Origin of the sequence: Nocardia ninae NBRC 108245 (genome assembly GCF_007990755.1) — a bacterium.
GTDB lineage: Bacteria > Actinomycetota > Actinomycetes > Mycobacteriales > Mycobacteriaceae > Nocardia > Nocardia ninae.
The window spans coordinates 75,072-89,116 of the sequence record NZ_BJXA01000009.1 but is presented as its reverse complement, the minus strand read 5'-3'; the positions used below and the strand labels follow the sequence as shown (position 1 = coordinate 89,116).

14 protein-coding genes are annotated in these 14,045 nt (G+C 62.7%); all 14 read left to right on the top strand.

What is annotated here, in order from left to right:
- Window positions 1-47 precede the first annotated feature (47 nt).
- The 14 genes from NN4_RS09405 to NN4_RS09335 all read left to right on the top strand — a co-directional run bounded on the left by NN4_RS09405 (window position 48) and on the right by NN4_RS09335 (window position 14,013).
- Window positions 48-797, top strand: coding sequence for a hypothetical protein (locus tag NN4_RS09405; protein WP_147129544.1), 750 nt, complete (start codon window positions 48-50; stop codon window positions 795-797).
- 35 nt (window positions 798-832) lie between these two features.
- Entirely contained in the window at window positions 833-1,237 is a 405-nt protein-coding gene (locus NN4_RS09400) for a head decoration protein (protein WP_147129543.1), read from the top strand.
- A gap of 39 nt (window positions 1,238-1,276) precedes the next feature.
- Window positions 1,277-2,314 (top strand): major capsid protein, encoded by a 1,038-nt coding sequence (locus NN4_RS09395; RefSeq protein ID WP_147129542.1) that lies wholly within the window; start codon window positions 1,277-1,279, stop codon window positions 2,312-2,314.
- Between the two features lie 105 nt (window positions 2,315-2,419).
- Window positions 2,420-2,659, top strand: coding sequence for a hypothetical protein (locus tag NN4_RS09390; RefSeq protein ID WP_147129541.1), 240 nt, complete (start codon window positions 2,420-2,422; stop codon window positions 2,657-2,659).
- Between the two features lie 74 nt (window positions 2,660-2,733).
- Entirely contained in the window at window positions 2,734-3,042 is a 309-nt protein-coding gene (locus NN4_RS09385) for a hypothetical protein (protein ID WP_147129540.1), read from the top strand.
- A complete protein-coding gene (locus NN4_RS09380) occupies window positions 3,042-3,377 on the top strand; it encodes a hypothetical protein (RefSeq protein WP_147129539.1) in 336 nt (111 codons plus the stop codon). Before NN4_RS09385 ends, NN4_RS09380 begins: the two co-directional genes overlap by 1 nt.
- The gene (locus tag NN4_RS09375; protein WP_147129538.1) at window positions 3,377-3,841 is read left to right on the top strand and encodes a hypothetical protein; all 465 of its coding nucleotides are present in this window, start codon (window positions 3,377-3,379) and stop codon (window positions 3,839-3,841) included. Before NN4_RS09380 ends, NN4_RS09375 begins: the two co-directional genes overlap by 1 nt.
- Window positions 3,841-4,224 carry a phage tail termination protein gene (locus tag NN4_RS09370; RefSeq protein ID WP_147129537.1) on the top strand — a complete coding sequence of 128 codons (384 nt, stop codon included), beginning with the start codon at window positions 3,841-3,843 and terminating at the stop codon, window positions 4,222-4,224. Before NN4_RS09375 ends, NN4_RS09370 begins: the two co-directional genes overlap by 1 nt.
- Window positions 4,225-4,337: 113 nt before the next feature.
- Window positions 4,338-4,586, top strand: a complete 249-nt coding sequence (locus NN4_RS09365) for an endonuclease VII domain-containing protein (protein WP_147129536.1) — start codon at window positions 4,338-4,340, stop codon at window positions 4,584-4,586.
- Window positions 4,587-4,620: 34 nt separating this feature from the next.
- Entirely contained in the window at window positions 4,621-5,286 is a 666-nt protein-coding gene (locus NN4_RS09360; protein WP_147129535.1) for a phage tail tube protein, read from the top strand.
- 96 nt (window positions 5,287-5,382) lie between these two features.
- Window positions 5,383-5,601 (top strand): hypothetical protein, encoded by a 219-nt coding sequence (locus tag NN4_RS09355; protein ID WP_147129534.1) that lies wholly within the window; start codon window positions 5,383-5,385, stop codon window positions 5,599-5,601.
- A 46-nt stretch (window positions 5,602-5,647) separates the two neighbouring features.
- Window positions 5,648-6,031 carry a hypothetical protein gene (locus NN4_RS09350; RefSeq protein WP_147129533.1) on the top strand — a complete coding sequence of 128 codons (384 nt, stop codon included), beginning with the start codon at window positions 5,648-5,650 and terminating at the stop codon, window positions 6,029-6,031.
- Between the two features lie 158 nt (window positions 6,032-6,189).
- The gene (locus NN4_RS09345; RefSeq protein WP_147129532.1) at window positions 6,190-6,507 is read left to right on the top strand and encodes a hypothetical protein; all 318 of its coding nucleotides are present in this window, start codon (window positions 6,190-6,192) and stop codon (window positions 6,505-6,507) included.
- A gap of 21 nt (window positions 6,508-6,528) precedes the next feature.
- On the top strand, window positions 6,529-14,013 hold the full coding sequence (locus NN4_RS09335) for a transglycosylase SLT domain-containing protein (protein WP_222595015.1): 7,485 nt from the start codon (window positions 6,529-6,531) through the stop codon (window positions 14,011-14,013).
- Window positions 14,014-14,045: the final 32 nt, after the last annotated feature.

Sequence of the window (14,045 nt, the reverse complement as noted above, 5' to 3'; positions counted from 1 at the left end):
GCCACGGCGCGTCCGGCCAATCTCAAACCCGACAGGGAAAACTGAATATGAATGATCTGCCGCTTCACCCGATTACCGGACTACAGGCCATTGGCATCGTCGGCGGCAAGCCGGTGTGGCCGATCCTCGGAGGTTCCGTCGACACACCACCCGATCCAGATCCGGGCGGCGACAATCCCCCCGATCCTGCTGACAGGGTGGACGATCCGGCAGACGGAGGTAACCAGCCGAAGCTGAACAAGTTCGGCTATCCCGAGGACACTCCGCTGGCTGAGATGGACGTTGAACAGGCGCTTGCCTACTGGAAACACCAGTCTCGCAAACATGAGAGCGTCGCCAAGTCGTTGAAAGACGGCCTGTCGGCGCAAGAGGCCCAGCTGCTGCGAGACCGCATCACCGAACTGGAGAGTTCGACGCTCAGCGATGAGCAGCGAGCGCACGCCGACGCGATCGAAGCGGCGAAAGCCGAAGCAGTGCAGGCAGCACGTGACGAGCTGCTGCCACAACTGCGCAGCGCGGAGTTGCGGGGCTTCGGGTCGATCGTGCTGACAGGCAAGAAGCTGGACAACTGGCTCGACACAGTGAAGGCGGATGCGTTCCTTGACGAGGACGGTCACGTCGACGGCGAAAAGGTCGTCGCCCACCTCACCGAGATGTACGGCGACAAGCCTCCGGTGCCCGGCTCGCCGGTCGCGCGCCACTCCAACTACGGCCAGGGCCAATCCGGTCAGTCCAAGACCAAACGCGGTGACGGCGGTCGCGTCGAGGCTGAACGCCGATTCGGTTCGAAGCCGTGAGTTCCTTTTCCTGATTTCCCCTGGAGGGGTTTGTTATGAGCAATATTGCTGTGCGCCAAACCGGCACTCGTTACGGCGATTCCCGGATTTGGGTGTATGCCGATCAGTCCGAGCAGCGGGGCCGTGCATCGGTCACTCTCGATATGACGAAGTTCGTTGCGGCGACCCATTACCCGAAGGGCTACCTGCCATCGGGGATCGTGCTGGGCAAGATCACCGCGAGCGGGCTCTATGGCCCCTACGACAACACCGCGACTGATGGTCGCGAGGTCGCCGCCGGTTTCTTGTGGGACGCATTCACTCCCACTGATCTGACGGGCAAGGAAGCCGCGCCCTTGTGGGTCGGTGTCGGTTTGATCCAGGAAAACAAGCTGCCGCCCGGTCACGGGTTGGACGGACCCGCGAAGGTCGACTTGGCGGCCTGGTTCAAGTTCTTCTGAGCCGAAGTCGTCGATTTTACAACTTAATACGGAGTTCCCATGGCTTTGATTTTCGATGGTCCGGTCACCCCGGACGATGCCACCTATTTCGTGCGACAGGTTCCGACTCCTTCGGACCATGTTCTGGCACAATTCATTCCGGACAAGCTGGTGCAGGAGCAGACGATTCGTCTCGCGAACGCTACCCGCGTGAACCGGACCGCAACCTTCCGAGCGTTCGACGGCAATATCCCGAGCCTCGAGCGCGACTTCGTGTCGACTCGTGAAGTGGATCTGCTGCCCATGTCGATCCAGGGCACCAAGGGTGAATTGGAGCGGCTGCAGCTGGAAAAGGTCCGCCAAGACGGCGGCAATGCCGCTGCTATCACCAACGCCATCTACAACGATCTGGAAATCGCTGTGCGGAGTATCCGCAACCGCGTCGAGGTCGCCCGTGGCGAACTGCTGACTACCGGCAAGATCACCCTCGCTGAGAACGGCGTCTACCTGACCGCCGACTTTCAGGTTCCCGCAGATCATTTCGTGTCGGCCGCAACCCCGTGGACGACCGTGGCAACCGCGCCCGTGGTGACCGACCTGACCACCTGGACTGAGAAGTACACCCGCGATGTCGGTGCGCCGCCATCGGGGATGATCATCTCCCGCAAGACTGCTGGCCTGCTCCAGCGGAACGCAGAGTTCCGCGCTTACGCCAATTCGGTTGCGGGCACTCCGCAGATAGTGTCGAAGTCGATCGTCAACAATGTTCTCGACGACTTCAACTTGCCGCCGATCGCGGCCGTCTACGACACCGTGATCAATGTGCAGGGCATCGACACCCGTGTCATTCCCGAGGACAAGGTGATCTTCCTGCCGCCCGCGTCTTCGCCATTCGGCTATGTCGCGTGGGGGATTACCGCAACTGCACTGGAGCTGGTGTCGGCGGCGCAAACTGATATGGCCTTCGCCGACGCGCCCGGTCTGACCGGCGTGGTGATCAAGAGCGGTCCCCCGTACAAGGAATCCACGCTCGTGGATTCGCTGTTGCTGCCGGTCCTGGAGCGCCCCGAGGCGCTGATGGTGGCCGACGTTTTCTGATTCATCTGGCGCAGCGTTGTGGCGCGTGTGAATGTTGTTTCAGCGCGCCACGCGCTCGGTCGGGAATGCGACTTCTGATGCGTTCCGATTAATGGGGAAAGCCTAATGCCACAACTGAATACATTCGTGCACGTCCAAGACGAGGACGGCACCGCCCACGAGTTCGGCCCCAATACTGAGGTGCCTGCGTGGGCTATCGCCCTGATCACCAATCCGGACGTGTGGGAAGTCCCGCCGGTCGCCGAGGAGCCTGCTTTCGGGTTTGCTGCCGACGATAAGCCTGAGATCGCTGAGGCGACGCCCAAGCGCACGACCCGCAAACCTGCCACGAAGTCCGGTGGCTAGTGGGGGTTTTCGCGACCGTTCAAGATGTCAAGGACCGATTCGAGGGCGAGCTTCCACCCGGACAGACCGCATGGGTGGAAGCACGAATCATTGACGCGGAATCGCTTCTGCGGCTGAAGGTTCCACTGCTCGCCAACGGTCCGGCCGGACTGCCTGCCATCACGGCGGCCAATGCGCGTCGGCTTGTCGTGGACGCGGTGCTCAGATTGGCTCGCAACCCGATGGGTGTACGAGATCAGACGGTCGGCCCGTTCCGGGTCACGTTCGATACCGAAAACCACACGGCGGCCATCTCGTTCACCGAGGAAGAGCTGTCGGTGTTCGTCCCGAAGCATCGCCGGTTCGGGATGGTCGGCGTAAAGGCTCCGAGGTGGACCCCGTGATGCCCTTCGGAGAAACGATCACCGTCTTGCGCAGGCCAGCGCGCGACAAGTTCGGCGACCAGTCCTACGACGCCCACCACACCGTGTCGGGTGTCGGAATCGACTGGCGGGCAACCGATGCCGACAACTCATCCGGCGAACTCGACTTCCGATCGAGCGTGAGTAGCGACGTCACCCTGTACTGCCCTCGCGGCACCGACATCCTCGCCAGCGATCAGATCGAGCTGCCAGACGGCCAGGTCTATGCCGTGGTCGGCAAACCGGCCCCGTGGCGCTCACCGATGACCGGTTGGGCTCCTGGGGTCGAAGTGAGAGCGAAGCGGGTGAGTGGTTGATGGCCGAGTTCGAATACGCCGGGCACCCGGTTGGCGATGACGGATGGTTCAACCCTGGCATCGCCGAAATCATGGTCGGGCAGAAGATGCGTAACACGGTCCGCAAGATCGGCTACGTCGCCCAAGCGCTCTACGGTGCGCGGGCACCACGCCGTACCGGCGCGATGGCTCAGACCGTGCGAGTCACCACCCAGCTGGGCAGCGGCAACTTCGGTGCCGAACCTGACCGGTGGGTCGCGGTCGTGGAAGCGGTCATGCCGTACTCGGCGGCCGTGGAGTTCGGCAAGGTCAATAACGCGGGCAACCGGATGAACGCGGCACGGGGTATCCCAAACTACCCGCGCCCGGCGGTGCAAGAGCGCCCCAAACCAGGCCAGTTTCCGCATCGCTGGCAAGGTCGGCACACCTTCGGCGGTGATAACCGTCGCCAGCAGTCGGTGGTCGCGTGGATCGAGAGCCACTGATGGCCTTTCCTGACGTCGAACTGGTGTGCTTGTCGCTGCTGGCAGACCTCGGCTACACCTGCACCGCGTTGCCTGATGGCGATGAGTGGTCACTGAAGTTCCCGCTCATCGCGATCAACCGCATCGGCGGAGGTGTCGATGCGGACGGAATCACCGATCGAGCACTGGTCGCCATCGTGGTGGTCGAGGACACCCGGCCCAAGGCGTGGTCGGCTGCCGGACGTGTCCGGCAACGGATGCTGGCCGCAGGCGGAACAGAAGTCGGCGGAATCCTCATCGATTCCGTCGAGGAAGCGATCGGCAATACCCAAGTCCCAGATATCACCGAGGACAACCGATTCGTTGACGCCTCGTTCTTCCTCAGCTTCCGGGAGCAGTCTTGAGGCGCTGTACACGATGTCATAAACCCAAGCCCCCCAGTGGATTTCACCGCAACGCCTCCAAACGCGGTGGGCTCGAACGTCAATGCAGCGACTGCGCCGCAGAGCGAAAGCTCATGCACCGCTACGGGATCACCCGCGACCAGTACGAGCAGCTGTATGACCAGCAGGGCGGCATCTGCCGGATCTGCGGTCATCCACCCGAAGGCCGACCGCTTGTGGTCGATCACTGCCACCTCTCTGACCCGGTGCGGGTACGTGCCCTTCTCTGCGCGAATTGCAATGCCGCACTTGGTCTATTGCGTGAGGACCCGGCGGTGATGGTCCGGGCGGCGGAGTACATCGGGTCGCAGCTCGCGGCCTAACAACTGAATACACAACTGAATATTGGAGTTTGCCATGGCGGATTTTGCCACCATTCGCGACCTGAAGCAAAAGCTCATTCGCAAGCCGCTGGCCGGTGCTGTCCTGCTCGCGCCCTACGCGACCGTGCTCCCTGCGACATATTTCACCGGGGCCACTTCCGACCTCACTGACTTGAAGACTGCGGGTTTCAAGAGTATCGGCCACATCTCGAAAGAGAATGCTCCGACATTCACGCCCGAAGTTGAAAGCAGCGAGGTCGAAGCGTGGGGTCTGCTGGAGGCGGCACGAATCGACATGATTTCGCGCAAGACCACCATTGCGTGGACCGGCTTGGAGACCCACAAGCTCAACCTCGAACTGTGGCACAACGCCGACCTGTCGACGGTGAAGTTCGATGCAACCACGGGGGAAACCAAATTCGCCGACCCGGTGGAGCCGTCGATCACTTACCGGCGCGCGGTCTTCCTCAGCGTCGACGGTGCGGGCGCGAATCGCATCTACATGATTCGTGAGGTGCCTAAGTTCACTGTCACCGAAGTCGGTGAGCAGCAGCTCAACCAAGAGAACGCGGTGGAATACGCGATCACCGGTCGCGCATTCGTCGATGACGTTGCCGGTTATGCGGTGAAGACAATTTTCGGCGGCCCAGGGTGGAAGGCCATCGCGGCGGACGCCGGTTTCGAAGCCGCTACGCCGTAATCCCTTGAACTCCACCCTGTTGCAGGTTCCTCCCCGGCCTGCAACAGGGTGGCCTTTGCTGCTTTCTTGGGGAGAAGAACCTGTCGAGGAGAAGCCATGCCTGATTTCCCTGTCACCCTCGTCTCGCCTGACGGCCGTGACTACCTCTGCTACAACGCAGTAGAGCTGAATGATCTTGTGATGTCCGGTTACGTGCGGAAGACTGAAACGCAGAACACACAGCGAGTTCCGGTCGCCGAGAATGCCTCCGATGGTGCTGTGAAGCCGGTCAAGACTGGTCCTGATTCGCGCCAGGCTGCGCGAGATTCCAAGTAGCACTTGCTGACAACTGAATACACAACTGAATAACGGGGAACCGCAAATGGCTTCGAAGAAGACCACCGCACCCAAGCTGAGCCGTTGGGCGCAACTCAAGGCCGAGGCGAAGAAGAACTACACGCCCGCCGAACCCTACGAATTCGATGCGGTCGATCCGCCGGTCCTGATCACCGCACCGGATAGCCTGGAACGTTCCCTGGCGCTGGCGTCGCTGCTCGATTCTGCCGGTACCGTCGCAGTCCGCGACCTGGAAAGCATGATCGCCGCACTCGTCGGCCGTGAGGCGTTCCCCGTCGTGTGGGACGCGATCAGGGACGAACCCGTTGAGGTCACCATGGCACTGGTCGAGGACATCAACCAGCACTTCGACGACGACGCACCCGACGAGAGCGCGGCGGAACTGCCGGGGGGAGAGCAGGACTCGTAGTACTGCTGGAGAGCCACTACGAGTCCATCGAGTGGGATCTGCACCAGTACTGGGGAATCGACCTCCTCGATTTCCTTCGCGGTGCATATCCATGGCCGAAGCTCTACCGATTCCTTGCCAACTTGCCGACTGGAGCGCGCTACCGCGCCGACCAGGAAATGGACGAGGAACTGGCGAAACGAATCGTCGACATCGAAATGATCAGGCAGGCCACCGGACTCGATGAATCACCGGAAACGGATGCCCTGCCGAAGGTTTCGTCCTCGGCCGGTTTCAGCCACGAAGTTTATCTACTGATGATGCTGTGTGACTACATGCAGCAATTGAACGCCACCTTGATCGCCGTGAATCTGCCGAAAGGCAAGAAACCTCCTAAGTTCCGACCTGTTCCGCGACCGGTATCCGCCGTCGACAGGGAACGAGCGAAACGGGAGAAGGAAGTGGTCGAAGACACCCTGGCGGAACTTGGCTTCTGACAATTGAATTGAGGATCGGGTATGCCTACAAGGTATAGCGCGGGTACCGCGAAGGTGCAGGTGGTACCCGACGCCTCCGACCTCAAAAAGAAGATGGAGATCGCGGTCCAGGCCGCGATCGCCGGTATCCACGCTGAAATCAACCTCACCGTCGAAGCCGACACCGCCGCAGCACGCACCGAGATCAAAGGTCTCAACGGCGAGCGCGTCACAGTCGAGGTCGAAACCGACAGGAACGATCTACGCCGCGCAGCTAAAGACGTTCGTGACAACCTTGATCGCGCTAGTCGAGTCGCCCCCACTACCGACCGTGACGCCGCCCGCCGTGCGGGCCGCATCGCGGGAGAACAGTTCGCCCGAGGCCGCGCGGAAGGCGACGACCGCGCCACACAACGACTGGGCAAACGAGAAGGCTTGGTCGTTAAGGACCTAGCTCGCTACAGCCGCCTGGACACCAATCAGAAGCGCCTCGCCGAACGGCTGCGCGCAGCGGCTCGTCAGGTCGACGAGGACAAAGCAGCCCTCGGCCAACAGGGCTCGTTCACCCGGCAGGCACGCGCACGCGTCGACAACGTGCGCCAGTTGATGAACCGCGCCAACCGCGTCTCCGGCGACACGCCTGCCTTGCAGAAGGTGCTCCAAGGCGCAGTAAAGGCGTCGCGGGGCACCGAACTTGAGAAGCAACTCCGCTCGGCCTACCGGGCGGCGCTGAACGACGAGTTCAACGCCGTCAAGAACCGCGCCGACAGCTACAGCCGCAAACTCTCCGCGCGTGCCCGGACCCGCAAACTCAAAGAGCTGCAGCAAGCCCTCACCAACACCGAGCGCGGCGGCCCCATCGGATCGATGGTCGGCCGAACAAGCCAGCGATTCCGCGAACGGCTGCCCGCTGTGCTGCGCCGGGCCGAAACCGCATATCAACGCGCGCAGGACAACGAAGCAACGATGCGTCGCCGCGCCGAACGCTCCGAGGCTCTGCTGCGTGGCTCGCGCAAAGTGTTCAGGCAGTCGAAGCCAGACGCACGCGACGAAAAGTCTGTCGTGGAGTCGAGAGTCAACCAGCTCTTGTCACGGAACAACGCTACGACGCGAATTCGAGGCAAGGCCGAACGGCTCCTCGTGGGCCGCGACATGGGCAAACTGCTCCAGGCCGACCAGCGAGCCATTACCAACGCGCACCGCTCGGCGACCCAATTGGACACGGCCGAGCGGACTTTCACCAAGACCCGGATGGCTTTCGAATCGGCCACCACTGCGGTGAACATGGCCGAGCAGCGCCATGGCGAGCTGCTACGAAATTCCGCCACCGACGCCAAGGAAGTCGAGCGCTCCGAGCGGGCGCTGTTCCTGCTGCGTCAACGTCGGTCCTCGGCCGCCGCCGACCTCAATCACGCGCGATCCAATCGTTCTCACGCCCTGGCGCGCAGCCGCCGCGATGAAGACGCTCTCGACACCCGCGTCGCAATGCCCATGCACCGCCGCCTGTTCCAGAACATCGACGAACGCTCAACCCGCGCACTGGCCGCGTTCACCGAAAAGCTGCTGCTGTCAGGCCGGTTGTTGACCGCTACCACGCAGGTCGCGGTCGGCGCTGGTGCCGCTCTCGCGGCCCTGGGTGCGGTGAATCTGGTCCCGCTGATCGGCTCACTGTTGCAGGCCGGAAGCGCGCTTGCTGTGCTGCCCGCCCTGGCCGCCACTGCGGCGGCCGGTATCGCGGCGATCATCGTCGGCAGTACCGGCGTCGTCGCGGCTTTCAAGGCCGCAACCGAATTGACCAAGAACGCGGGCAAAGACGGCGAGGCCGACGCGAAGGCTCGCGAATCAGCGGCCAAGCGCGTCGCGCAGGCACAGCGCGGCGTCGAAGACGCCTACCGATCGGCCGCACGCAGCGCCACCCAGGGGCAAGAATCCATCGCCAACGGTGAACGCAATCTCGAACGCGCGCAACGCAATGCGATCGACGCCCAGAAATCGCTCAACCAGGCCCGCAAGGATGCCGCCACCCGCATCCGCGACGTGAACGACGCACTCCGGGGAACCGCCACCAGCGAGAAACAGGCGTACCTGGCGACCCTGCGTGCTCGCCAAAACCTGGCTGACGCGTTCAAGGACGGCGACGCGTCCGGACTCGATATTCAAGAGCTACAAGTTGCCATCACCGCCGCCGACGAGAACTACGACGAGGTCAAGCGCCGCAACGCCCAACTGCGCGAGGAAGCCGCCGACACCAACCGCAAAGGCATCGAGGGTGATGAAGGTGTCGTGCGCGCCAAGCAGAGCGTCACCGACGCCATCGAAAGCCAAGCCGAGGCGCAACGCGATCTGCAACGCACCGTCCGCGACGCCGCCGAAGCTAACGCTGACGCACAGCGTCGCGTCGCCGACGCACTCGACGACCAGAGCGAGGCTCTGCGCGCGTCGACCGAGGACGTATCGACCTGGGAACGCAAATACCAAGAGGCACTGGCGAATTTAAGCCCCAATGCACGCCGGTTTGTCGAAGACGTGCGCGCGATGGGCGGGTCGTGGCGCGACTTGCGAATGCAGGTCCAGGACGGGTTGTTCGAAGGCTTGTCCGATGACATCCGCGCTCTCGGCGACAAGCAACTGCCCGTCGTCAAGAACGGGCTTACCGGCATAGCCACCGGCATCAACGGGGGACTACGTGCCGCGATCCGCTACCTGTCCACCGATATAGCCAAGACGAACCTCGAAGGATTCTTCGTCAACGCTGGCCGAGCCTCGGTACAGGCAGGCGAGGCCATCGAACCACTGACACGGGCAGTGCTGAACCTGTCGAACACCGGATCAGCCTTTGCGCCACAGCTTTTCGGCGGATTGACCGAAGCAGTGGAGAAGTTCGACACGAAGATCGCCACAATGCGCGCGGACGGCTCGCTGGCACGGATGATCGACAACGGTATCGAGAAGACCAAGCAACTCGGCCGCGTGATCCGCGACTCGTTCGGCGTCCTGCGCGAAGTGTTCCGCGCGACCAGTACCGACGGCAACAACATGCTCGACAGCCTGGAACGCAAGCTGGCGAACCTGCGCAAGAAGCTCGCCTCGGAGTCCGGCCAGGATTCGATCAGGAAGTTCTTCGAAGGCGCACGCCTGGCGTGGGATCGGCTCTACCCCGTGCTGGCCAATATCGCCAGGATCTTCACCGAGTCGGTGCTGCCTGCGTTCCAGGCGGTGGGCGCACCGATCCTCACCATGATCGGGCTCATCGCCGAGGTGATCGCTGGGATCGAGCGGTGGATTCCGCTGTTTGAGACCCTGATCAAGCTCATCCTCACCATCAAGGCGTTCAACTTCCTGGTCGGCCTGGTGGGCGGGATCGCGCAAGGATTCAGCAACGCGAGCCGCCACGTCGACAACTTCAACACCCGAGTGAGCGGGCTGCAGAACCGCAACGGCGGGCTGACGCGAATGTCTACTGCCGCAGCCGGTATCGGTGCGGCCATCGGGAACTGGGCCAGCTACATCGCCATCGCGGCGCTCGCGTTCAGCTACTTCGCGTCCAAAGCCGAAGAGGTCGAGCAGAAGATCAAAAAGAGCGCTGATGTCTTCAAGGACTATCAGACCTCCGAACCGGAATTCCGTCGTGAGCTGACCGCCTCGCTGAACGACTCCGATGGTGTGGCCGACCAGAACGTGCGCGCCAAGATCGGGAACCGCTTCCAGGAGCGCATCGAGGGCTTCAAGAACATCGACGACGAGAAGTTCAAGGGCTGGGCTCTGTCCGGCATCCCTGGCACCGACATCGGGGTGTCGGAAAGGGAAGTGGCGAATGCGGGCGCGCGCAGAGACTTCGCCGCCAACGCGGTCAACTCGTGGGAGAAGCTGAAGATCGGCTACGGCGACGTTGCCGATGCCATCGTCGGCACCAACGCCCAGTACGACGCACTGATCGCCCGAGTGAAAGCCACCGGCCAGGAGGGTGACGACCTGCTGGTGGTACTTCAGTACCTCCGCTCGGAATACAACACCTCCGTCGCCAGCGCCAGCCGCATGTCGAGCGCCTATGAATCCATCCGCAAGAACAGCGTGGGAGCGGCCGACGCTGTCGACAAACTGACCCAAGCGTTCCAGCAGCAGCGCCGCGACGCCAAGATCCTGGAAGACGCCGAGCAGTCCGCCAATTCGGCGCTCGACAGCATCGAGCAACTGGTCAAAGGCCCGATACTCAGCGACACCGGAGCCCCACTGTGGCTGGCCAGCCTGATCAAGGCTGACGGCGAGATCAACACCCTTGAGAACTCCGGCCGCGACTTGCGCACGTTGCTGCGCGATCAGTTGGCACCAAGCTTCGTCCAGGTGGGTGCCGCAGCGTTCGAGGCAGCACGGCAGGCGGGAAAGTCCGAGGAAGACGCGCACGCGGCCCGGATCAAGGCGATGCAGGATCTGCAGGACCGGCTGCGCACGATGCTCGCCGACGCCGACGTGCCGCAGCAGAAGATCGACAAGCTGCTGGAATCATTCAAGCTGATCCCCGAAGCGCTCAGCGACCCACCGAAGGTCGATCTCAACACCCAGCCCGCCCAAGACAAGCTCACCGCGCTGGCACAGCAAGCCCAGGATCTCGCCGTCTCCAACCCGACCTGGTTCGGCCCGGCCGCCGATCCGATGGGCGCAAAGCTCACTCAGGCCGACCGAGACCAAATCGGCACCGTCAACTCCGGCACGACCGAGCAAGTCACCGATCGCCGCCCGTTCTTGAACTCGAAACTCCCCTCGATCAAGACGATGAACCGCGACGATCTGATCGACGCACGGACTCAAGCCATCCAATGGCTAGCGAAAAACCCGAACGGGCACAACCGATTCCAGGTGGTGGGCGACCTCGCCGCCTTCAACCGCGCACTAGGCGTGGACCCGAACTACCTGGGCGGGATCTACAAGGAGCAAAACCTCCCCGCGTCGCCCACGCTGCCGGGCACGCAGACCACGCAGCCCCCTGCCACCCCGCCTCCTGGTCCCGCCGCACCTCCCGAGGGACAGACCAGTCCGCCAGCGAACGGCCAACAACCCCCGGCGGCAACTCCGCCGCAGGGCGAGGTTCCGGCAAGCCAGTCCAAGAACAAGCCACCTGCCCAACCAAAACTGGATCTGCCGGATTTCAGCAACGCGACTACATCTTTCAACGGTTTCGCCGACGCCATCGAGAAGGCGTACGACAAGCAGATCCTGCCAGCGCTCACCGGCATCGCCGACAAGGCCGCAGCCATGGCCAAAGCGATTGTCGACGCCAACGCGCTGTCCGGACCGGCGATCACCGAACTCGGCTTGAGCGCAGCCGGATTGAACGTGACCTTCGCCGAGCAGATCGAAAAGGGAGCCGTCCCGGCGTTCCAAAAACTACGTCCTGCAATGGGTTTGGACATTGCCGACATCACCGTGGACATGCTGCCGAAGCTGACCAAGGCCATCACCGACCTGGCGGCGAACTTTCAGGCCGGTGTCGGCGCGGCCGGATTCCAGTGGTCCGGAATGCGCCGTGCGGTGGCTGATCCCATCAACTGGATCATCACCAACGTCATCAACAAGGGCCTCAAGGATGCCTGGGCGGCACTGCGTCAAGTAATGCCTGACCTGCCCGAATGGAAAATCGAGGTCCCCTTGATCACGGGGTACAGCAGCGGTGGCCTGATCCCTGGCTACCGGCCCGGCCACGACAACCAAACAATCATGGTCGGCCCCGGTGAGGCGATCATGCGCCCGGAATGGGTACGCGCAGTCGGGCCGAGCTACATCCACGGTGCAAATGCCGCCGCACGCGAAGGCGGCGTCGGTGGCGTGCGCCGATACCAGGATGGGTTGCAGCACTACGCAACTGGAGGCATCACACCAGGCGGCATCGTCGCCACCAGCGATCCGATCGACCCCGTGCAGCGCTCACTGTGGGACGCGGTACGCGCAGCCTTCCCGAGAGCAATCCTCAACTCTGCCAAGCGATTCCAAGAGGTCGGCGCGGGCTACGACTACCACATGCAGGGCAAAGCCATCGATCTCGGCGGCCCGATGCAAGAGATCGCGCGCTGGATCTACTCGCGCTACCCGCAGAGCACCGAACTCATCCACTGGCCGCTCGCGGGTTGGCAGAACTTGAAGAACGGCCAGCCGACGAACTATGGCGAGCCGACCAACTCCCAACATCGCGACCATCTCCACTGGGCGAATCTGGGGCAGATCCTCTCCGATGGCCGGATGATCTCGCTGGCGGCAGGGTCCGGGAACTACCTGTCGGGGCTGCAACAACAGGTCCAGGAACTGTTGGTCAACCCGATGTTGGATCTGCGCGGCAACATCCCCGACACCGGAACTTCGTTGTTCGGCGGAATCCTGCCCAAGAACCTCGGGCAGCAGGTGATCGACTCCGTCATTCAGTCCGTGCAGTCCTCGCCGGTCATGGCGGCATTCCAAGGCGCTTGGGACCTGTCCGGCGGGGTCGAACAGTGGCGTCCCCTGGTCGAAAAGATCCTCAAGGAAAAGGGCCAGAATCTCGCCGAGACCAACCGCGTCTTGATGCAGATGAAGTCGGAGTCCGGCGGCAATCCTCGCGCGATCAACCTGTGGGACTCCAACGCCAAGGCGGGCATCCCGTCCAAGGGCTTGATGCAGGTCATCGATCCCACGTTCCAGACCTACAAAGATCCCGGCTACGAAGACATCTGGGACCCCGAGTCCAACATTCGCGCCGCGATCAACTACGCCCTGCGTGACCCCAAATACGGATCACTGGCAGCTGCGTTCCAAGGCAAAGGCTACGACCAGGGCGGCTGGCTGCCGCATGGCGGGATCGGCTTCAACACCTCCGGAAAACCAGAACTGGTCCTGACCAACGAGCAGACACAACGGCTGAGCAAGCTGGTCAAAGCCCTGGCGAACACAGCCCAGCTCGCGGTACCCGACCTCGACCCCACCAACCCGCAATCGGTATTCGACACCGTGACCAAGATCCTGCCGCAGGTCGAGAACCTGATCCGCAAGCTGATGGCCAGGATGAAACAGGCCGAGCAGGGCGGCCGGACCGAGGAAACGCCGGAGCCCGGCAGCGCCAACGCCGGGACGAACAACACCCCTGAAACCAGCACCGACCCAGCTGTTGCCACCGAGCCCGAGAGCCCGGACACCTCGGTGAACCCGGACGACTTCACGGACACTCCTGTGCCGCCTGGCGACCGGTACGGCCCAGGTGATCCGCCGCTGGAGCAGCCGATGTCACCCGAGCAGTTCGGAGCCACATTCGGTCCGAAGGCGATGGGCATTGTCGGCGATTTCTTCCAGGCGCAATGGGACGGATTCCGGGGTGACCTCGGACTGCGGGACGCCGGGTTCTTCTCCCAGATCGCGAAGAACCACAACGCGATTCGCGAAGGCGGCCAACAGATTCAGAAGGTCATCGAGCAGCACGTCCACTACCACGTGAGCAACTTGGACGAGGCGATCCGCAAAGAGCAACTGCGGCAACGCCAACAGGCGGCCGGATACATCCGGCGCTGAGCAAGCAACACCAAAACTGAATAGCGACAACT